Here is a 21,022-nt window from a genome sequence, read left to right as displayed (position 1 = left end):
TCCTACCAGGGCTGTGCATGCTCTCGTTGGCTGTAATCAGGTCGCGATCTCTCTGTAGGAGCGGGCTTGCCCCGCGAACACCGGCGAAGCCGGTGCCATCCACCGCGGTGCTCGCTTCGCGGGTCAAGCCCGCTCCTACAGGAATATCCGTTCAATCAGAGAGCGGCGCCTGCATGTAGCTCAGGGTCATCCGGCTAAGCGCCGCAATGCCCACCGACAAGGCGTGGTCATCCACCTGGAAGCCCGGCGAATGGGTTGGCCATACCGGCTTGTCCGCCAGTTGCGCCGGGGTCACGCCCATGCGCATGAACAGCCCCGGCACCTGCCGTGCGTACTCGGCGAAGTCGTCTGCCCCATAGGTTCCACTGTCCACCTTCACCGGTTGCGTGGACACCTGCTCCAGCACCGGCAGCATTCGCTCTACCAGTGCCGTGTCGTTGTACCCGGCGCGGTAATTGCCCGGCAGGTACTCCACCGTGGCACTGGCGCCAGAGGCTTCGGCAATCTTCTCGGCGGTGCGGCGCATGCGTTGCAGCACATCCTCGCGCTGCTCGTCGCTGACGGTACGGATCGAACCTTCCAGGCGCACTTCGGCGGGGATGATGTTGTGCCGGTCACCGGCTTCGATACGCCCCACGGAAATCACCGGCGCCGGCAACAGGCTCAGGTTCGATTGGCGGCTGGGAATGGTTTGCCAGGCCAGAATCGTCTGGGCGGCCACCGGCACCGGGTCGATGCCGGTCCAGGGGAAGGCGGCGTGGGTCTGGCGGCCCATGATGCGGGCGACGAAGGTGTCTGCCGCCGCCGTGGTGCGCGTGCGGCTCAGGGTCAGGCTGCCGGCGGTACCCGCGGTGACATGCAAGCCAAAGATCACCGCCGGCTTCGGGTTTTCCAGCACGCCTTGCTCGATCATCAGCCGGGCACCGCCGGCCTCGCCCAACGGCGGGCCCTCCTCGGCAGGCTGGAAGATCAGCTTCAAGGTCCCTGGCAATTCCTCGCGCCGGGCCGCCAGCACTTCAGCAACCCCCAGGGCCATGGCCATGTGTGCGTCATGGCCGCAAGCGTGCATCACCCCGACCTCCTTGCCACGGGTACGAAAGTCGCCGCTCTGGTCCACGCTACGCACGCGGGAGGCGTAGGGCAGGCCGGTCTGTTCGGTCAGCGGCAGGGCATCCAGTTCGGCACGAATCGCCACCACCGGGCCGGGTTTGCCGCCGTGCAGAATCCCCACCACGCCGGTGTGGGCGATGCCGGTCTGCACCTGCAGCCCCAGCTCACCCAGGCGCTTGGCGATCAGCGCGGCGGTGTGCACTTCGCGGTTGCCCAGCTCCGGGTGCTGGTGGATCTGCTGGCGAATCTCGATGACGCCGGGCATTGCCTTGGCAATCCGCGCGTCCAGGTCGTCCCACCCTTGGGCGGCAATCGTGGTGGATAACAGCAGCAGGGCAAGCCCGGTAAAGCGCATCGGCATCATGCAGGCGCCCCTTGGTCAGTAAGTGAAGGCGATCGGCGGGTAGGTGCCGTTCACCAGGTAATCGCCGATGGCCTTGTACTTGTAGGCCACTGCATCGTGGGTGGTGTGGGTGCGGGCGTTGCGCCAGTGGCGGTCGAAGTTGTAGCGCGACTGGGTGGTGGCCGCGCCGCCGACTTCGTAGAGCCGCTCGCAGACATGCAACGCGGCGCGGGTCGAGGCAATCTTGGCTTCGGCCACGGCGATGGAGGAGCGGGCGAGCAGGGCATCCAGTGCTTCGCCGTCGAGGGTGCCCTGCAACTGGGTGCGGGCGGCCAGGTCGACGCTTAGCGCGGCCTTTTCCACCAGCGCCTCGGCGCCATGGATGGCCGCCGCCAGGTCGCCCACGGTATGCAGGATGTACGGGTCGTGGCGCGCCTGGTCGACGCCGCTTTCGCGCACCGGCCGCGCCCCCGTGCGCGACCACTGCACCGCATCGTCCAGTGCCGCCAGGCCGATGCCGATATCGATGGCGCAGTGGATCAACTGCGCGCTGGCGCCGATGTAGTTGCGCCGCTGGTACCACTGGGCGAGGGGGATCACCTGCTCGGGCTGCACCGGTACGTTCTCCAGCAAGGTGGTGCCGCTGGCCGTGACCCGCTGGCCCATGCCGTCCCAGTCGTCCAGCAGGGTGATGCCCGGGGTATTGGCGGGCAGCATGACGTACAGCGCATTGCCGGCCTCGTCCACCGCCTGCACCTTGAGCAGGTCGGCGAACAGGCAACCGGTGCTGTAGAACTTGCTGCCGTTGAGCACCAGGCGGTCGCCGTCGCGCTCAAGGCGGGTATGGATCTCGCCACGGAACGTGCCGCTGCGCTCGGCAATGGCCCCCGAGGACAGCTGGCGTTCGGCGAAGGCGCCCAGGTAACGGCGCTGTTGCTGCTCGTCGGCAATCAGGCGCAGGTGCTCCACCGTGGCGAAGTGCGGGAACAGCGCCTGGGCCACGCTCGGGTCGGCCTTGGCCAGGGTGATGAAGATCCGCGCCACGTCGAGCTGGCTGACATCGCCGCCGCCCAGTTCGACGGGGACACGGGCGGCACCGAGGCCGGATTGGCGAATCAGGTCCAGTTGCGCGTGGGGCAGGATGCGCCGGGCATCGCGTTCGGCGGCGCCAGGTTGAATGTGGTTGGCCAGTTCATTGGCCAGTGCCAGGTAATCGGTCATGGGCATGTCTCGAAAAAGGGATCAGGGTGCATCGCGCAAGGCCTGGCGCGGAACGCCGAGCAGTAGGATCAGGGTGCCGCTGGCGACCAGGCCGGCGACGATGTACAGGGCCAGGCTGATATCGCCCGTGTTGGTCTTGATGCTGCCGATCATGATCGGCGTCAGCAGGCTGCTGATTTGCCCGCAGCAGTTGACCAGCGCCAGGCCGGCGGCCCGGGCGCGGTCGGACAGGTAGTAGGTGGGTATGGTCCAGAACACCGCCGTGGCCACCAGGTAGCCGCTGGTCATCAGGGTCAGCAGGGCGATGGCCGACCAGGGCCCGGCGATCAGCTTCGGTAGCAGGACCATGGCCAGCGCCGCCGTCAGCCCGCCCAGGGCAAAATGCCAACGGCGCTCCTGGTGCAGGTCGGAATGGCGGCAGGCCCAGAGCATGGCCCCGACCCCGACCACATAGGGCAGGGCGGAGAACAGGCCGAGCTGGCCGAGGCTGCTGACCCCGGCATCGCGGATGATCGACGGCGCCCAGATGTTGGTGACGTTGCCGGTGCACATGATGGTCAGGCAGTAGGCCAAGGTGATGAACCAGACCTTGCCGTCCTTCAGTGCTTCTACGAAGCGCTGGTGGCCACCGGGCTTGCGGTTGGCCCGTTCGGCCGCCAGGGCCTGGGCGATGGCCTGTTTTTCTGCGTCGCTCAGCCAGTTGGCCTTGGCCGGCTTGTCGTCCAGCCAGTACCAGGCGAACAGGCCGGCCAGCACCGGCGGGATACCGGTGAGCACGAACAGCCATTGCCAGCCGCTGAACCCGCCAACACCGCCGAAGTGGCCCATGATCCAGGTCGACAATGGCCCACCGACGATGCCGCACACAGCGATGGCCATGATGAAGCGCGAGGTGATGCGCGCCCGGTAAGCGGCCGGGAACCAGTAGGTCAGGTAGAGGATCACCCCCGGGAAGAAACCGGCCTCGGCGGCGCCCAGCAGTACCCGCAACACATAGAACTGCGCGGGCGTCTGGGCGAAGGCGGTGGCGATGGTCACCAGCCCCCAGAGGATCATGATGCGGGTCATGGTCTTCTTCGCGCCGAACTTCTCCAGCAACAGGTTGCTGGGAATCTCGAACAGCAGGTAGCCGATGGAGAACACCCCGACGATGATGCCGAACGTGGCATCGCTGATGTTCAGGTCAGCCTTGAACTGCAGGTGGGCGAAGCTGATGTTCACCCGGTCCAGCCAGTTGAGCACGAAGCACAGGAACAGGAACGGCATGATCCGCCACGCCAGCTTGCGGTACAGCGGCGGGTCGAACGCGGGGCTTGGCGGCGCAAGGGCGGCGGTGGGTGCGGTCAGGCTGCTCATCGCGGGTTACCAGCTCACGTCGATCTTGCCGAAGAAGTACGCGCCTTCCAGGCCATACGGCGAGTACCAGCTGTAGGTCGGGTCGTCGGTGGGGAAGAAGTAGTAGCGCTTGGCTTCGGCGTTGAGCTGCTGTGGCCGGCGGTCGAAGATGTTTTCCCCGCCGACGGTGACTTTCACCGAATCGCTCAGCCAGTAACCCAGGCTCAGGTCGGTGATGAATGCCGGGCGAATTTCCTCGTCGCGGCTGGCGGAAACCTGGTTGCGCCCGGTGACCTTGGAGTAGCGGGTGCCCTTGAGGGTGAGGTCGAAATCGCCCAGTTGCCAGGCGGCGGTCAGCGAGGTGACGTTCTTCGGGTAGGCCGTGGTCAGGTTGCCCTGGCGGTCGCGGCCGACGGCGCTGATACCGGTGCCGGCCAAGGCATCGGGTTCCTTGATCTTCTCGATGGTCTGCAGGCTCTGGTTGCTCAGCAATGTCCATTTGGTCCTGCCGTATTCGCCCAGGTCGTAGCGGTAGTCGGCGACCAGGTCGATGCCGCGGGTACGGGTGTCGGCCAGGTTGCCGAAGTAAGAGACGATCTGGTTCGGGTCCAGGCCGTTGGCGGCCAGAATGTTGGACACGGCAGTGCCTTGCAGGTTGCTGGTCTGCAGGATGCGGTCCTTGATGTCGATCTGGTACAGGTCGACGGTGACGTTGAGGTTTTCGCTGGGCGTTGCAACGAAGCCGAGGCTGTAGTTCATCGACTTTTCAGGCTTGAGCTGCTTGGCACCGAGGGCTTGGCCAGCGGCATCGTCCACCGTCACGTAGCGGGTGGTGGCCTGCTCCAGCACCCCGGTCAGCGGGCTGGTGCGCCAGGCGGTCAGGGACGAGGAATAGTATTGCTGTTGCAGCGAGGGGGCGCGGAAGCCATTGCTTACGGTGCCGCGCACGGCAAACTGCGGGGTGATGGCATAGCGCGTGGAGAACTTGCCGCTGCCGGTGTCGCCGAAGTCGCTGTAGTGCTCGAAGCGCCCGGCCAGGCTCACGTCCCATTGCTCGGTGAGGCTTTGGCTGAGGTCGATGTAGCCGGCGGTGTTGGTGCGCGAATAGTTGTGCGCATCCGCTGGCGTGAAGCCCACCAGGCCCGGCGCGCCAGGGTTCGGGCGTTGCCCGGCGAGCGGGTGGCCAGTGGGGAATACATAGCCACCGTCGGCATAGGAGGCGTATTCGCCGGCCTCGATCTCGAAGCCGTCGCGGCGAAACTCAAGGCCGGTGGAAACGTTCAGCGGCTTGGCGAACAGGCCGGTATCGAAGGCGCGGGTGAGGTCGAGGTTGTTGGTCCACTGGCTGGCGATCAGGTGCCCACCGTCCATGTCGCGCGGGCTGTCCGGGCCCAGGGACGGGTTGAGCGACTTCTCGTTGCGGGTATTGGCGTCGTTGTAGCCATAGCTGGTGCTCACATCCAGCTTCCAGCCCAGTACATCGTCGTTGCGCAGGCCCACCACGGTCTGGAAGTCGTCCTCCTCTACCACGAAACGCGGCGAGAAACCGTCTGGGTACACCGAAACGATATTCTGCGGCGAGTTGGCGGTGCGGTAGGTGCCCCAACTGGTGGAGTTGCGGTGGCTGAGGGTCGAGAAGGAATACAGGCTCAGTTGCTCGTTCAGCGGCAGCTCGGCGTTGTAGCCGAAGTTGTAGGTCTGCGAACGCGGTTGGCCAAGCTGCTGGCGATAGCGGCTTTCACCGTTTTCGCGGGGGTCGGCGGCGCCGTTGACCGGGAAGTAGATGCTGGTGCGAGCCGGCACCGCGCCTGCCACGTTGGAGCTTTCCTGGATGCCGATGTCGGCACTGAGGCTGAAGAAGCCATCGTTGGGCAGGGCAAAGCCCTGGTTGATCTGGCCCTGGCCGCGGGCGCCGAAGTTGCCCTTGCCGCCGACGCGATTTTCATACTGGCCATACAAGGCGCTGGCGCTGCCGCCGCTGTCGTTGTGCTTGAGGATGATGTTGATCACCCCGGCGATGGCGTCGGAGCCGTACTGGGCTGCCGCGCCGTCACGCAGGACTTCGATGTGGTCCACCGCGCTGACCGGGATCAGGTCGAGGTCGGCCGGCGACTGGCCGCTGGAGCTGGCCGCCGTCTGCACGAAGATCAGCGAGGTGTTGTGCCGGCGCTTGCCGTTCACCAACACCAGCACGTGGTTGCCGCCCAGGCCGCGCAAGGTCGCGGACTTCACCGAAAGCCCGGTGCCGCCGGTAAAGCCGGCAGCATTGGTGTAGGAGGGCACGCTGGCGGCCAGGGCGTCGCGAAGGTTCTGCTTGCCCGAGCGGGCCAGGTCGTCGGCGCTGATCACATCGATGGGCGCCAGGCTCTTGGCCACGGTGCGGCCACTGTCACGGGCGCCGGTGACCACGACCGTCTGCAGGGCCGCATCGGTGTTGCCGGTGTCGGCGGCGCTGGCCAGGGGCGCGGCGCACAGGCCAAGGATGCCTGCGGTAAGCAGGTTGAGCCTGGGCTGGAAAAGGTTGGGGCGAGACATGGTGAGGCTCCGAAATCGGGGGCCGCTTCCATTCCTGGTGGTGGGTGTTCCTGACAGTACTGGCGTGGCGTTTGGGTGTTGGGCTTGTCGTTGTGGTTATCGGTACAGCATGACGTCCTGTCGGGCCTGGTCGACCAGGGCCATATGGTGCTGCAGGCGGCGTTTGCGGTCGGCCAGCAGCAGGGTCTTGCTCCATTGCATGGCCTTGCTCGAATGGGCCGCCAGTTGCGCGGCCAGTTCGATGGCTGCGCTGTGCGGGTCGTCGGCGATGCGGTTGACCAGGCCCAGGGCCAGGGCTTCTTCGGCATCGAAACTGCGGGCGCTGAGCATGATGTCCAGCGCCCGGGCTTCGCCAATCAGGCTGGGCAGGGTGATTGCGCTGAACCCTGAGAGCATGCCGTGGCGCACCTCGGGAAAGCTGAAACGGGTGTCTGGGCGGGCGATGCGAAAGTCGCAGTGGATCGCCAGGCTGATGCCCAGGCCCAGGGTATGGCCGTGCAAGGCGGCGACTACCGGCTTGTTCAAGTCGATGCCGACATCGGGCAGGGCGCGTGCCAGCAGGGCGCTGGCAACGGCCTCGCCGGTCGCCTGGATTTCCTTGAGGTCGGAACCGGCGCAGAAGGCCTTGTCACCGGCGCCGCGCAGTACCACGGCGCGGGCCTGGTGGTCTGCGGCGGCTCGCGCCCAGGCCTCGGCCAGCTGGCGTTTGGCCTCGCCATCCAGGGCGTTCAGGCGCTCGGGGCGGTTCAAGGTGATCTGCACCACGCCATCGCCCAGGGGTTGGTATTGAACTGTCATCGGTGTTTTTCGCTGCCTGTGAAAGAAACACGCTTTGCCTCTTGCAGCTCGGCGTGGAAGTGGGGAAAACTTAAAGGATGTTCATAATGCAAACAACATGTTTGTTATACGAACATGTTTTGTGTTCCTCCTAAATGGTTATAAAAAATGAAAGCGATAGTACTGAAAGCCTTTGGTGGGCCGGAGCAACTGCAACTGGAGGAGGTGCCGACGCCGCATGCCGGGCCAGGTGAGGTGCTGGTACGGGTACGTGCGGCCGGGGTTTGTCATCACGACCTGTTGCACCGCGCCGGGCAGTTGCCAGGTGCCCACACCGGCGTGGTGCTGGGGCATGAAGTGGCCGGGGACGTGGTTGAAGTGGGTGCCGGCGTGACGCGGTTCTGCGTCGGTACGCCGGTGGTGGTCTACCAGCGGCGCTTCTGCGGCCAATGCCGGGACTGCCTGCGCGGGCGCCAGGACCTGTGCCGGGCGCTGGGCCTGCCCTCGGTCGACACCGAGGGGGCCTATGCCGAGTACCTGCGTATTCCGGCAATAGCGGCCGTCGAGCTGCCCGAAGGGCTCGACTACACCTTGGCCGCACTGGCCTCCTGCCCAGTGGCGACCAGTGTGCGTGCGCTGTATGGCGAAGGCGGCTTGCAGCCTGGGGAAACGGTGCTGATCAACGGCGCCAGTGGCGGCCTGGGCGCGCACCAGATCCAGCTGGCGCGGGCGCTGGGGGCACGGGTGATTGCCGTGACCGGCAGCGAGGGCAAGCGTGCGTTCCTGCACGGGCTGGGCGCCGATGAGGTGGTGGTCGCTGCCGGGAGCTACAGCGCCGAGGTGTGGCGCCTTACCGCCAAGCGTGGCGTGGATGTGGCGATGGAGAACCTTGGCCACACGTTGGAAGACACCCTGCGCAGCATGAGCCTGGGGGGGCGCGTGGTGGTGCTGGGCAATGTCGAGCCGGGCAGCGTGCCGGTCAACCCGGGGCTGCTGATTGGCCGGCGCTTGAAGTTGCAGGGCTCGGGCAGTGCGACCCTTGAGCAGTTGCGCACGGCGTTGGCGCTGATTCGCGGTGGGCAGGTACGGCCGCTGATCGACCGGGTGCTACCGTTCCCGCAGGCGGCCCAGGCCCATGCCTTGCTGGAGTCGCGGCAGGTCAATGGGCGCATCGTTCTGAGCGGGTGGTGAGCATGGATATCAGTACCTTGTTGGGCCAGGCTGCCAGCAAATGGCCCGCTGCGCCCGCGCTGCACGAGCCGGCCAGCGGGCGCCGCCTGACGTTCGCACAGCTGGACCAGGCGTTGACGGCGTTCGGCCAGGCACTGGATGGGCTGGGGGTGGAGCCGGGTGCACGGGTGGCGCTGCTGGCCGATGCCAGTGTCGACTACCTGATCGCCGACTACGGCTGCATGGCCTGTGGGCGGGTTCGCGTGCCGCTGGACCCGGCGTTGTCCCTCGGCGAATTGCTGGCGCAATGGCAGGATGCCGGGGCTGTGCTGTTGTTGTTTTCGCCGGCCTACCAAGCTCTTGCCGGGCAGTTGCAGGCGCAGGGGGTGCACTGCCATCCCCTGGCGTCATTGACCCGCGTCGCCCCCTCGGCGCTGCCTGCCCGGCCCGCACAACCTGCGCAGGCGCTGGCTTCGCTGAACTACACCGGCGGCACCACCGGTGCGCCCAAGGCCGTGATGCACCGGCACGCGAGCCTGTGCGGTGTGCTGCAGAATATCGTGATGGCGCGCGCTGCGTTGCCGGGGGATGTGCTGCTGAACGTGCGGCCGCTTTGGCCGATCGCGGCGGTGGCGGTGCTGGCGCACTTGCTGTCGGGGGGCGAGGTGGTGCTGGGCGGGCGCTTCGACAGCCGGCAGTTTGTCTATTCGCTGCGCCAGTACCGGGTGGCGTACAGCTCGCTAGTGCCCACCCAACTGCTGCGCTTGCTGCGCGAGTGCGGCAGTGCGCCGGTTGAGCTGCCGGCGTTCAAGAGCCTGGACATTGGCGCGGCGGCCTTGACCGGCGACGTGCTGGAGGGCTCGTTCAGCCTGTTCAGCGGGCGCATTGCGGTGCTCTACGGCATGACCGAGGCGCCTTGGAGCTGCTACCTGCCCGCCGCGCAGATGGCGGCGCTGCGCGCTGACGGTGAAAGCGCCGAAGGCGTGGTCGGGCGTTCGCTGTTCGCGGTGGCCGTGAAAATCGACCGCGCCGATGAGCAGGGCATTGGCGAAATCCTGCTGGCCGGGCCGCAGTTGATGGCCGGTTACTGGCAGCAACCCGAGTTGACGGCCACGGTGCTGTGCGACGGCTGGTTGCGCACGGGTGACCTGGGGCAGGTGCGCCCCGACGGCTTGCTGGAAGTGCGGGGGCGCTGCAAGGACATCATCCGCAGCGGTGGCAAGTCGGTGCAGCCGGGCGAAGTCGAGCAGGCGCTCGCCAGCCATGGTGCCGTGCGCGAAGCCCATGTGCTCGGCATGCCAGACCTGGAATGGGGCGAGCAGGTGTGCGCCGTGGTGGTGCTGGAGCCCGGCGCGCAGGTAACGGCTGAGGGCTTGCAGGCCCATTGCCGAGCGTTGCTGTCGCGCCACAAGGTGCCCAAGCACGTGTATTTTCTCGACGAACTGCCGCGGTCGCACTATGGCAAGGTGCAGCGCAATCGGCTGATGGCGGTGTTGGCCACAGCGGCTTGCTGAGCGCTTGGCGATCGGCTGGGCCTTCTCGCAGGTTTACCCGTGAGCGGGCCCGGAGCCGTCAGATATTCCCCAGTTGCGCCGCGATGCCTTCGCATGCCCGCCGCACGTGTGCCGCCAATGCCGACCCTGGGTGGGTTTGATCTTCCATGTCCAGCCCTGCCACGACCACGGCCCCAAGTGCCTGCCCACCGGCCACCCGGATCGGAAACGCCACCGACGACAAGCCCGGCTTGAACTCGCCATGGCCGAAGGCGAAATCCTGCTCGCTACGGATCAGTTGCAAGCCGGCCAGCGCCTTGGCATAGCGGGCTTCCCCCAGCACCCCGATGGCCATGGCCTCGCTGTAGGTCGCCAGCACCGCCCGGCCACTGGGGCTGCCTTCGATGGGAAACTGGTCGGCCAGCTCGACGATGACGCTCAGTGGCGTGGAAGGCGTCCACATTCGCTCGATCAGTACCACCTGGTCGCCCACCGGCACCGACAACGAGACGATCGCCGGGCGTTCGCCGATCACCCGCTGCAGCTCGATGGCGTAGGGCAGGGCCAGGCGGCGCAGGTTCAGGCGATTCAAGTAGGCCGCCGAGTAGATGAGGCTTTCCGGGCCGATATGGTAGGTGGCGCCGCGGGACTCGATCAGCCCCCAGTAGGTGAGGGTCTTGAGCAGGCGGTGGATGGTGGAGCGCTCGATGCCGGTCTGCCGGGCCAGGTCCAGGGCACTGGCGCCGTGCTTGAGGTTGGCCAGGGTGCGCAGCAGGACGATCGAGCGGTCGATGACCTGAACGCGGCCGCCGGCATTGTCCTTGCCAATGGCTGCGGGTTGAGGGGCAGAAATTTCCTTCGTCACAGTGGTTTCCAGAACAGGGCAACAGGCGGTCGTCAAGGTTAGCCGCGATCCACGATCAGGTGAAGGCGGTAGGTGGCGATTATCGCGTAACGGCCCGGGCAAGCCCGCTGCCCAGGTAAATAGCATGAGTGGGCCTGCTAGGAGATTACCCAGCGCAGTGGACTGCGCTGTCGCGCAGAAAGCATTGCACGTAGGCGCGCCACCATCCTTTGTAGGAGCGGGCTTGCCCCGCGAACACCGGCGCAGCCGGTGCCATGCACCGCGGTGCTTGCTTCGCGGGTCAAGCCCGCTCCTACAGGATTCTCCGTTAAATCAGATAGTTGCGATTTGTTCCATGAGGGATAACCCAGCCCTCGCGAGCGCCTACTCGGCCTGCAGCAGCCTCCAACCCAACGCCTCGCCTTCCGCCACCGTCGCCGCCGTGCGGTAACGAATACCGAAGACCTGCTCACCCATCTGCCCCATCTCGTCGAAGTGCGCCCGCCGTGCAGCATCTTCCAGCACGCTGATGATGCCGCGGCACAACCCGGCAAACGCCACCTTGTGCTGCTTCAACCACTGGGTCCGCAACTTGCGGTCCTCGTGTGGCTCGTCGTCACCGGGCTCGCGGTAGATCAGCACGAACGCCTCGCCCCGGGCCATCAGGGCATCGAGCTCCCGCGCCCATTGTTGGCTGTAGCCTGGCACCACCGCCTCCGGCTCGATCAGGCACAGGGGGAAGGTACGGATATCGTGGACCTGAAAATCTTCAACGTTCATGTTCGATCTCGTTCGTGTTGAGGGAATGCTGCAGCGCCTCGCCCAGCCAGCCAAGCAGCTCGGCGCGGCGTTCGCGCAGGAAGAAATGGCCACCGTCGACCTGCCGCCAGTCAAAGCCCGCACCGGCGTGGCGGCGCCACAGCCGCGCAGCCTCCAGGGGAACCAGGTGGTCGTCGCTGGCGGCAACCATCACCAGTGGGTTGTGCACCTGGGCGGCGGCGTCGGCGCAGTAGCCTTCGGCCAGGGCACTGTCGTTGCGCAGGATCGGGGCCAGGGTGCGCATCATCTGTTCGTCGGCCAGCACCGCTTCGGGGGTGCCGCCCAGGTGCCGCACTTCGGCAGCGAACTGCGCCTCGTCATAGCTTGACACCTTGCGCAGCAGCGGCAGGCTCGGCGCCGGGCAAGCCATCAGGAACAGCAGCCGCGGCGGCCGGCCACGGGCACTCAGCGCACGGGCCACCTCGAAGGCCACCTTGCAGCCCAGGCTGCAGCCCAGCAAGGCCCAGGGCTGGTCGGCCCAAGGTTCGATCAGCTCGACCAACTGCTGTACCAGCGTGGCCATGTCGTCGATGCCCGGCTCGGCAATGCGCCCCTCGCGCCCCGGCAGTTGCACCGGGTGAATGCGCCAGGCGCTGTTCTCAAGCTGCCAGTGGCGGTACACCGACGCACCACCGCCCGCATAGGGCAGGGCGAACACCGGGTGGCCCTGGCTGCGGTCCGGTTGCCCGAACGGCAGCCACGGGCTGGATGCGCTGCCACCGAACGCAGCATCCAGGCGCGCCGAGCGCCCGGCCAGGGCGCGTGCCACCGTAGCATCGACCGCACCGGCCTGGGCGCGTTTGCGCAGGTGCAGCACACGGTAGTCGGCGCGGCCATCGGTCAGCGCCTGGAACAGGCTGGAGCCGGGCTCGGCGAGAAAGCGCTCAAGCTCGGCGCGCAGTTCAGGGTTGTCATGCTCGGTCAGCACCTGGCGCAGGCGCAGGGCGACCTGTGGCGGCGCCGCCTGGCGGGCCGCCACCACCTGGGCGGCCACCGAGCGCTCGCTGAGCAGTTCGAAGCCGCACTGGGCCAACGCGCTGCGAATGGGCGCCAGGCTCGCGGCATCGAACACATCGGCGTAGCAGAAATGGCCGCCCTCGCGCAGCACCCGCCAGGCATGGCCGAAGAACGCTGGCAAGTCGCTGTAGGCGCCGGATGACTCAAGGTTCAGCAGTAGATCGACGCTGTTGCCTGGCACCGGCAGCTGGCAGGCATCGGCGATCTGCAGGCGCAGGCGGGCGTGCCGATGGCGGTTGCGGCAGTAGGCGATGTTGGCCGCCGACAGGTCGATGCCAGTGAGCGTGCGTGGCCGGTAGTGCTGGGCCATCAGCGCCAGCGCACCGCCACGGCCGCAGCCGACATCGAGCACCTGGCAGCCGTCCACCGGCAACTGCCCCAGCACTTCCAGCACCAGCCGCGCCTGGTCGGCGCCGGGCTCGCCGGCTGCGACCTGGCGTGCAGCCTGGTCGGCCAGCCCCGCGACGGGCCGGTAGCCCCAGTTAAGGTACAGGGCATGCTCGGCAAGGCCAGCGGCCTCCAGCAATTCGGCCAGCCCGGCGTAAGCCTGGCGGTTGCGTTGCAGCGACGGGTCCTGCAGGGCAACGGCGCTGTTCATCGATGGCTCTCCTGGGCCTGGGCATGCTGTATCTGGGCATACTGAAGTGGGTCTGGCCAGGGCACCGGTGGTGGCGCGCAGTGCACCTCGCGGGGCTGGCCCACGGCGCGCATGATGCCCAGCCAGGCCTGGCCATGGGCCTGCCACCAGGCGGGTTGATGCACGGCGGCGGTGGGGTCCAACAGCTCGTCCAGCGCCGCGCCGATGGCCTGGGGGAAGTCGTTGTGCACGGCCTGGGCCAGGCTCGGGCCGTCGCCAGGGCCGAAGGTGACCGCCGTGGGCTGGCGGTTGAAACGGCAATCGGCATGGGCCTCGGGGGCCAGCAGGTAGGAGGCTGCGGCGTCGTCACGCTGGTAGTCCGGGGCATAGATCGGGTGGCTCCACACCACCGGGCCATAGCTGTTGACCAAGGTCACATGGCCCTCCGGGCCGCCGATGGCGATACGGTGCATCACCAGGCTGTGGTGGTCGGGGTCGTGCGGGTCGAGCCAGTCCTGCAGGTGCAGGGCGAAGGGCACCGTGCCGAAGCGCCCCTGCAAGGCACGAAACGGCATGGGCGGGCCCTCCGCCAGCGGCGCCGCGCTGCAGCTGAAGCTGGCCGCCGGGCCGCCCAATGCGCGTTGCACCAGGTCCAGGCTGGAGTACAGCAGTTGCAGGCTGGTGGTGATCTCGACGAACGCCGGGGCACGCCGCTCGGCACTGGCCCGGGCATAGCCGATCAGCCGCCGCCCGGCCGGCAGGTGCGGGTAGAAGGTGCACACCTGGTAACGGCAGCCATGGGCGTGGCCCACAGCCTGCAGGCGGGCGATGTCGGTGGGGTGCGCCGGGTGCTCCTGGAGCACATGGATACCCCGTTCGAGCAGGGCGCGGGCAATGTTCGAGCCGTCGCCGCCGACAATGGCGCTGCGCACCACCACGCAGGCTACCTGGATGTCCGCCGGCAGTTGTTCCACGCTTTGGTACAACACCACCCCCAGGCGCTCGGCCAGCGCCCGCGAGCGCTGGCTGCCACGGGCCAGGATGCCGGCCAGGCGATAGCCCGGCAAGGTGCCGCCGGCCAGGGCGGCCAGGTAGTGCTCACCGAAGCGGGTGCCGCACACCAGTACCTTCACCGGGGCGCTCATGCTGCACCTCCGGCCAGGCTGGCCAGCGGCGCGTCCCAGCTTGCCGGGTCATCGACCAGGCGCGCCAGCAGTTGCTCGAAGCGGCCCATCACGGCCTCGCCCACGGCCTCATCGAGCCGGTCGCGGCGCAGGTCGAGGTTGTACAGCAGGGCGCTTTCCTCCTCCAGCACCTGCAGGTGCAGCCAGGTGCCCGGTTGCGAGGCAACCTCATAGCTGGGCATGCCCAGCAGCGGGTCGCTGGTTTCGGCAATCGCGTAGGTGGTGCGCACGCCCAGCAGGCTGGTCACCGCCACCGTTGGCAAGGCCGCCAGGCCATGGGCATCGAGCACCTGGGCCGGGGTGACCAGGCAGGCCGCCAGGCGCTGTTCCAGGGCGCTTGCGCAGTCCCGGGCCAGCGCGGCGAAGCTTGGCCGTGCCGGGTCGCAGGGCAGCAGGGCCAAGTCGCTGGCATCGAGCACCAGGTTCATCACCTCGGCGTGCAGCGGCTTGCGGTCGGGGTAGTCCAGGCGCAGGGCGAAGGCCTGCCCTTGGCCCAGGGGCAGCAGCGCGGCGGCGTACACGGCGGCGAGCACGGCACTGGCCGGGAGGTTCGCCTGCAGGCCGCGCTGCTTGAGCGCCAACCAGCGCTCACGCGGCAGCGCGGCGCGCCAGATGCGGTAGCTGGCCGGGCCCGCCCCGCTGGCGGCTAGCGCCAGCGGCGGTGGGCAACTGGCAGTGCCCTGGCGGTAGGCAAGCAGCTGCCCGGTGCAGGCGTCGGTGTCGGTCAGGGCCTGCTCGCAGGTAAAGTAGTCGCGGGCGCTGAAGTGCAGGGTGGGCAACGTCCGCTGCGGCTCGCTCAACCACAGGTAGGTTTCACGCAGGATCACCCGCACGCTTTCGATGTCGATCAGCGCGGTGTCCATGCGCAGGTGCAGGCGCAGTGTGCCGTGGTCCAGGCGGCTGGCGTGCCATTGCAGCGGCAGGCCACTGACGGCGGCGGGTTCGCGCGACCATTGGGCGCGCCGTGTGGCCAGGGCCAGGTCGCGTTCGCTGGCCGGGCGGTCGCGCCAGTCGTCCAGGGCGATCACCAGGCGCGCATCGTCCGGGGCCAGGCGCAGGCGGCCATGGCGGTCGAGGTGCGCACGTGTCATCGGGTGGCGCGCCAGCAAGCGGTTCCAGGCTTGTTCGAACGCGCCGAGGTCGAAGCTGGCGGGCTTGTCGTATTCCACGTACAGCAGCGCTGGCAGGTCATCCAGTGCCTGGCGGCGGGCCCTGAGGCCGGTGAGTGGTGCGTCGTCATCGGCTTGCGCCAGCGCATCGCCATTGGCCGCCAGCCACTGCCCGCCGCGTGCCTGCAACTGCTCCAGGCCTTGGCGCAGCGGTGCCCATGCCGAGGCCGGCGCGGCTTCGGCGGTAGGCTTCAGGCGCCGCTCCAGGCCGTTGGCAAAGCGCTCGAAGGTGGTGAACTCGAAGGCTTCCTGGGCCGACAGCAGCACGCCCAGGTCGCGCTTGAGGGTTTCGCACAGCTCCAGCAGCAACAGCGAATCCAGGCCCAACTGGGCCAGGGGCGTGTGCGCCTGGATATCGCTGGCCGGGCATTGCAGCAACGCGGCCAGGCGTGCGCGCAGGTCGTCGGCCACCGTGCTGGCAGGCGCTGCCGCGTCACCCAGTTGCGCGCACAGCGCTTGCAGGGTGTCGGCTTCGTAGAGCGCCTGCGCGCCCAGGCGCACGCCGAACTGCTGCTCGATACGCTCGGCCAGGTCGAGCAACAACAGCGAGTCTAGGCCCAACTGGATGAGACGGGTGTCGGCGGCGATGGCTTCCGGGGCGCAGCCGGCGATGCTGGCGATCAACTGCCGCAGGCGCTCGGGCAGGGCCGGGCTGGCGGGTGCCGCGCTGGCTTGGGCTGGCGCGGGTGAAGGCTGCGCGGGGGTTTCACGCGACAGGCCGGCAAAGCGCCGGGCGGTGGCCGAGGCCTGGGTGATACGGGCCCAGTCCAGCCGTGCCGGCATCAGCATGGCGTTGGCACTGCCGGTGGCTGCGCCAAGCAGCGCCAGGCCCTGTGCGGTACTCAGGCCGAGCATGCCGCGCTCGGCCAGCTGCGCCACCAGCGGTGCGCGTTGCGGCTGGCCGATTTCGCCCCACAGGCCCCAGGCCAGGGCCAGGGTGTCGTGGCCGCGGGCATTGCGCTGGCTGGCCAGTGCCTCCAGGCGGGCGTTGGCCCAGGCATGGGCGCCCTGGCCCTGGGGGCCGAGGACGCTGGCGGCGGAGCTGAAGTACAGGGTCAGGGCCGGGGCCAGTTGCGCCTGGTGGCGGTCCAGGGCCAGGGCTGGCAGCAGTTTGCTGTCCAGGCAGCGGGCCCAGTGCGCCGCGTCGTACTGGCGCAGCGGCGCATCGTGCAGCACCCCGGCCAGGTGTACCACCCAGCCCAGTTTCGGGCCACGGGCCAGGCGCTGCAGGGCCGCGTCGAAGGCCTGGGTGTCGAGCACATCGGCCTGGCTGTCGATCTCCACCTGCACGCCCCGGGCGCGCAGGCGGTCGAGGCGGCGCTGCTCGTCGGCAGCGGGGGCACGGCGGGCCAGGATCACCAAGTCGTCGGCGCCTTGGTCGGCCAGCCACGCCGCCACCGCCAGCCCCAGTTCGCACAGGCCGCCGATCAGCACATGGCGGCCCTCTGGGCGCATCGGCGTGGCGGGCAGCGGCACCGCCTGCAGCTGCCGTTGGTACAACTGGCCTGCGCGCAATGCCAACACCCGCAGGTCGGCAGGTTGCGACGCGGCCAACAGGCCGAGCAGCGTCTCGGCCGCCACCGGGGTATCGCTGTCGAGCAGGCAGGCGTGCAGGGGCGCCAGTTCTTGCACGGCCACCGCCAGCAGCCCGGCGTCACCGGCATCGGCCCAGTTCTCGGCCGTATCGTCAGGGGTGACCACGAAGCAGTCGCGGCGCAGCACCGCCAGGGCCGGGCGCTGGGCGAGCCCGGCCAGTTGCTGCAGCAGCGCCGGCAAGCTGCCCGAAGCCAGGCACACGGCATCGTAATCGGCCAATGGCAGGCTGCCGAGGTCGCTGCAAGCGCTGACGTCCACCTGCACCCCGTGGCGGGCGAAGCCGTTCAGGTCGGCCTGTTCGCCCAACCACAGCAGGCGCCGGGCGGTACTGCCGTGTGGGGTTTCGAGCGGCTGCCAGTGCCAGGCGTACAGGCTGCCCTGGTCGGGCCATTGCGCGGCCGCGGGGAAGCGCCGGGGGCCATGTTCAAGGGCCAGCCACACCCGGCCATCGGCGTCTGCCGCGCAGGCCTGTTGCGGTTCGGTTTGCAACCACGCCTGGGCCGGCGCGGCCTGGTCCTGGCGCCAGTGCAGGCTGTGCAGGTCCTGGGCATCGAGGGCAAGGCGCGCCAGCAGGCGGTCGAGCAGGCTGTCATCGGCGCTGCCGGCCAGTGCCAGGCGCGCCTGGCTGACCTGGCGGCGCAGGTTGCGCGGTTGCTGCAGGCGGGCGCTGAGCAACGGCTGCCACTGGCCTTCGGCATGCCGTGCGCTGACCTGCAGCAGGTGGCTGTCGGGCTCCAGGCGCAGGTGCAGGGGCGCCGGCAGCGAGGCCGGGTCCAGGTGCCAGTGCAGGGCCTGCAGGCAGGTGTCGGCGGGCCTGCCCACGGTGCGCACCAGCCAGCCCAGGACCGTGCCCGGCGAAGGCTGCTCCAAGGTTTGCACCACGCTGTGCATCACCGGCTCCGGTGCTGCGGCCTGTGCCTGTTGCGGCCATTGCGCGAGGATGATCTGCTCGCCCAGGGCATGGCTGGCCAACTGTGTGCCGGGGTAGCCGTCGCAGCGCTGGAAACCGGCCGCTGTGGCGGCGGCCTGCCACTGGGTGAAGCTTGCGAACAACTCGCCCTGGCGGCCATCGGCCGGGTCCAGCGGCGGCACCAGCGGGCCGAAAACGAAGTCGAAGAGTTTCTTCGGCTCGATGATTTCGCGCATCAGCAGGTGGCCGCCGGGGGCCAGACGGGTGGCCAGGTTAGCCAGTACGGTGCGCAGGTTCGGCGCATTGTGCAGCACGTTGGCGGCGATGATCAGGTCGAAGCCGGTCGGCAGGCCCTGCTCGGCGGCTGGCTGGTTCATGTCGAAGGCCTGGTAGCGCATGACCGGCACGGCTGCGAACTTGTGCCGGGCGCGGCCCAGGAACAGCGGGCCGACATCGGTGAACCAGTATTCGCTGCAGCTGCCTTCGGGCAGCTGCGCCAGCACGTCGCGGGTGGTGCCGCCGGTGCCGCCGCCCACTTCCAGAATGCGCAGGGGCCGGCCACGGCAAGCCAGGCCGTGCACCGCCGCGGCGGCAATCTGGTTCAGGTAGCGCGACCAGGGTTGCTCCTGGTACATGTGCTCGACATCGTCGGTGGCCGCACCCGGGAACACCACGCTGACCGGGTCGACCCGCCCGGCGAGCATGTCGGCCAGGCGTGGCCCGGTGCGCTCCACCAGCACGGCCAGTTGTTCATAGCCCAGCTCGCGCATGGTCGACAGCCACGGCCCGGGGGCGGGCAATTGCGCTTGGCGCAGGTTGGCGTATCTGCCACCTTGGGCGTCCAGCAGCCCGGCGCCGGCCAGGTCGCGCAGCAGGCGTGCGAACAGCCCGCGCAGGCCAGGCGCCGCTCCGGCCTGGGCCAGGCATTGGTCGACATCCAGCCACTGCCCAGGCGCGGTGCACACGCCCAGGGCGGCGAAGGCCTGGCCGACATAGGCACTGTGCAGGGCATCGACACCGCGCTGCTCCAGCGCCAGGCCCGACAAGTCGAGCGCAGCGCCCTGTTGTTCGGCGGCCTGCGCGGCGGCGGCGTTCAGGGCTTGCCAGTCGTCTGCTGGCACTGGCGCGGCTGCTGGGCTGGCCACGGGCGCGTTGTACCAGCAGCGCTGGCCTTCGAATGGCGCGGTGGGCAGCAGTGCGCGCTGGCGGGGGCGCCGGGCGGCGAGGGCGTGATGCTGCCAGGCCGGCGCCTCGGCCAGGGCCAGTTCAAGCAGTGCGGGGTCGGCGGCGGCGTGCTGCCACACGCCGATGGCCGCCGCTTCGTGCTGGGTGAACGCCTCCAGCTGGCCGTCGGCGAAATCTTGCAAGGCATCGACCAGCGCCTGGCGGCTCTCGCCTACCAGCAGCAGGCGCCGCGGGTACAGGCTGCGGTGGTGCACGCTGGTGGCGGCGTAGTCGTGCAGGTCGCCCTGACTGTCTTCCAGGCATTGCGCATGGCGCCGTGCCAGTTCGGCCAGGGCCTGCTCGCTGCGGGCACTGAGCAAGAGCAGGGCAGGCCCTGGCATTGGCTCGAAGGCCAACGCCGGGGCTTGTTCCAGGATCGCATGGCAATTGGTGCCGCCGATGGCGAAGGCGCTGACCGCTGCCCGTCGTGGGCCGTCGCCGGCCGGCCATGGCAGCAGCATCTGCGGCACATAGAACGGGCTGTGGGCGAAGTCGATGGCCGGGTTGGGCTGGTCGAAGTTCAAGCTGGGTGGAATCTGCCCATGGTGCAGCGCCAGCGCGGCCTTGAGCAGGCTGGCGACCCCTGCTGCGGTGTCCAGGTGGCCAAGGTTGCCCTTGACCGAGCCCAGGGCGCACCACGGGCTGGTCGGCCCGGCTTGCCAGGCGCGGCACAGGGCCTGCACTTCGATCGGGTCGCCCAGCGGCGTGGCGGTGCCGTGGGCCTCCACCAGGCCGATGCTGGCCGGGGCCACGTCGGCCAGGTGCAAGGCCTGGCCGATCACCTGTGCCTGGCCTTCCGGCGAAGGGGCGGTATAGCCGGCCTTGCTGGCGCCGTCGTTGTTTACCGCCGAGCCGCGCAGCACCGCCAGAATCGGGTCGCCGTCAGCCAGCGCGGCGTCCAGGCGCTTGAGCAGCACCACACCGACGCCGTTGCCGATGGCCGTGCCGTCTGCCTGGGCATCGAACGGCCGGCACAGGCCGTCGGCGGAGAAGATCATGCCCGGCCGGTGCAGGTAGCCGGCCTGCTGCGGGAAGCCGATGCCGGCTCCCCCGGCCAGGACCATGTCGCATTCACCGCTGGCCAGCTGTTCGCACGCCAGGTGCACGGCCACCAGCGAGCTGGAGCAGGCGGTTTGCACGGTCAGGCTGGGCCCGCGCAGGCCGAGCTTGTAGGACACGCGGGTGGCCAGGTAGTCCTTGTCGTTGCCCATCAGGCGGGCGAAGGTCAGTGGCGAGGCGATGTCCTGCACGCGGTCGAAGTGGGCGGCGCTGTAGGTCGACAGCTTGCACGCCCCGAGCACGCCCACGCAGGGCCGGCGCGGGTCGTCGGCCAGTGCCTGGGGGCCGTAGCCGGCCATTTCCAGCGCCTCCCAGGCGCACATCAGGAACAACCGCTGCTGTGGGTCGATCAGTTGCGCCTCTTGCTGCGAGTAGCCGAAGAACGACCAGTCGAAGCGTTCCACATCGTCCAGCACGGCGGCAGCGCCCACGTAGTCGGGCCGCGCCCGCAGGGCCGGGTCGCTGGCTTCGAAACGGCCGATCAGCGCTTCGCCATCGGCCAGCCGGCGCCAGTAGTCGAAGATGTCCACCGCGCGCGGCATGCGGCAGCCGGCGGCGATGATGGCCACGGGCAGGGTGTCGCCATAGTGCTGTTGCAGGTCCAGCTGTTCACTCAGGTTCATAGCGTTCATCCGGTTC

General features: G+C 68.6%; 12 protein-coding genes. 2 read left to right on the top strand and 10 right to left on the bottom strand.

Going from position 1 to position 21,022, the window contains the following annotated elements; all coding sequences use genetic code 11:
• Window positions 1–151: 151 nt before the first annotated feature.
• The 5 genes from F3J44_RS22105 to F3J44_RS22085 form a co-directional block, all read right to left on the bottom strand.
• Window positions 152–1,474 (bottom strand): amidohydrolase, encoded by a 1,323-nt coding sequence (locus F3J44_RS22105; protein ID WP_167276095.1) that lies wholly within the window; start codon window positions 1,472–1,474, stop codon window positions 152–154.
• 15 nt (window positions 1,475–1,489) lie between these two features.
• The gene (locus tag F3J44_RS22100) at window positions 1,490–2,674 is read right to left on the bottom strand and encodes an acyl-CoA dehydrogenase family protein (RefSeq protein ID WP_167276092.1); all 1,185 of its coding nucleotides are present in this window, start codon (window positions 2,672–2,674) and stop codon (window positions 1,490–1,492) included.
• A 21-nt stretch (window positions 2,675–2,695) separates the two neighbouring features.
• Window positions 2,696–4,030 carry an MFS transporter gene (locus F3J44_RS22095; protein WP_167276090.1) on the bottom strand — a complete coding sequence of 445 codons (1,335 nt, stop codon included), beginning with the start codon at window positions 4,028–4,030 and terminating at the stop codon, window positions 2,696–2,698.
• A gap of 6 nt (window positions 4,031–4,036) precedes the next feature.
• On the bottom strand, window positions 4,037–6,544 hold the full coding sequence (locus F3J44_RS22090; protein WP_167276087.1) for a TonB-dependent siderophore receptor: 2,508 nt from the start codon (window positions 6,542–6,544) through the stop codon (window positions 4,037–4,039).
• A 96-nt stretch (window positions 6,545–6,640) separates the two neighbouring features.
• Window positions 6,641–7,342, bottom strand: coding sequence for an enoyl-CoA hydratase/isomerase family protein (locus tag F3J44_RS22085; protein ID WP_167276084.1), 702 nt, complete (start codon window positions 7,340–7,342; stop codon window positions 6,641–6,643).
• Window positions 7,343–7,489: 147 nt separating this feature from the next.
• On the opposite strand from F3J44_RS22085, the gene F3J44_RS22080 reads away from it, so the two are divergent.
• Window positions 7,490–8,512: an alcohol dehydrogenase catalytic domain-containing protein gene (locus tag F3J44_RS22080; protein WP_167276082.1), complete on the top strand. Its 1,023-nt coding sequence runs from the start codon at window positions 7,490–7,492 to the stop codon at window positions 8,510–8,512.
• Window positions 8,513–8,514: 2 nt separating this feature from the next.
• Window positions 8,515–10,005, top strand: a complete 1,491-nt coding sequence (locus F3J44_RS22075; RefSeq protein WP_167276079.1) for a class I adenylate-forming enzyme family protein — start codon at window positions 8,515–8,517, stop codon at window positions 10,003–10,005.
• Between the two features lie 58 nt (window positions 10,006–10,063).
• On the opposite strand, the gene F3J44_RS22070 is transcribed toward F3J44_RS22075, so the two are convergent.
• The 5 genes from F3J44_RS22070 to F3J44_RS22050 form a co-directional block, all read right to left on the bottom strand.
• Window positions 10,064–10,849, bottom strand: coding sequence for a helix-turn-helix domain-containing protein (locus F3J44_RS22070; RefSeq protein WP_167276076.1), 786 nt, complete (start codon window positions 10,847–10,849; stop codon window positions 10,064–10,066).
• A gap of 363 nt (window positions 10,850–11,212) precedes the next feature.
• Complete coding sequence (locus tag F3J44_RS22065) at window positions 11,213–11,608, bottom strand: hypothetical protein (RefSeq protein ID WP_167276074.1); 396 nt, start codon at window positions 11,606–11,608, stop codon at window positions 11,213–11,215.
• Window positions 11,598–13,262, bottom strand: coding sequence for an alpha/beta fold hydrolase (locus tag F3J44_RS22060; RefSeq protein ID WP_167276071.1), 1,665 nt, complete (start codon window positions 13,260–13,262; stop codon window positions 11,598–11,600). The genes F3J44_RS22065 and F3J44_RS22060 overlap by 11 nt, the downstream gene beginning before the upstream one ends.
• Entirely contained in the window at window positions 13,259–14,386 is a 1,128-nt protein-coding gene (locus F3J44_RS22055; protein ID WP_167276067.1) for a Gfo/Idh/MocA family oxidoreductase, read from the bottom strand. Before F3J44_RS22055 ends, F3J44_RS22060 begins: the two co-directional genes overlap by 4 nt.
• Window positions 14,383–21,006, bottom strand: coding sequence for a beta-ketoacyl synthase N-terminal-like domain-containing protein (locus F3J44_RS22050; RefSeq protein WP_167276064.1), 6,624 nt, complete (start codon window positions 21,004–21,006; stop codon window positions 14,383–14,385). Before F3J44_RS22050 ends, F3J44_RS22055 begins: the two co-directional genes overlap by 4 nt.
• Between the last annotated feature and the right edge of the window lie 16 nt (window positions 21,007–21,022).

The sequence above is a fragment of the Pantoea sp. Tr-811 genome (genome assembly GCF_011752535.1).
Classification (GTDB): Bacteria; Pseudomonadota; Gammaproteobacteria; order Pseudomonadales; family Pseudomonadaceae; genus Aquipseudomonas.
Note: the sequence above shows the minus strand (reverse complement) of the source record. Positions and strands in the feature narration are given on the sequence as shown.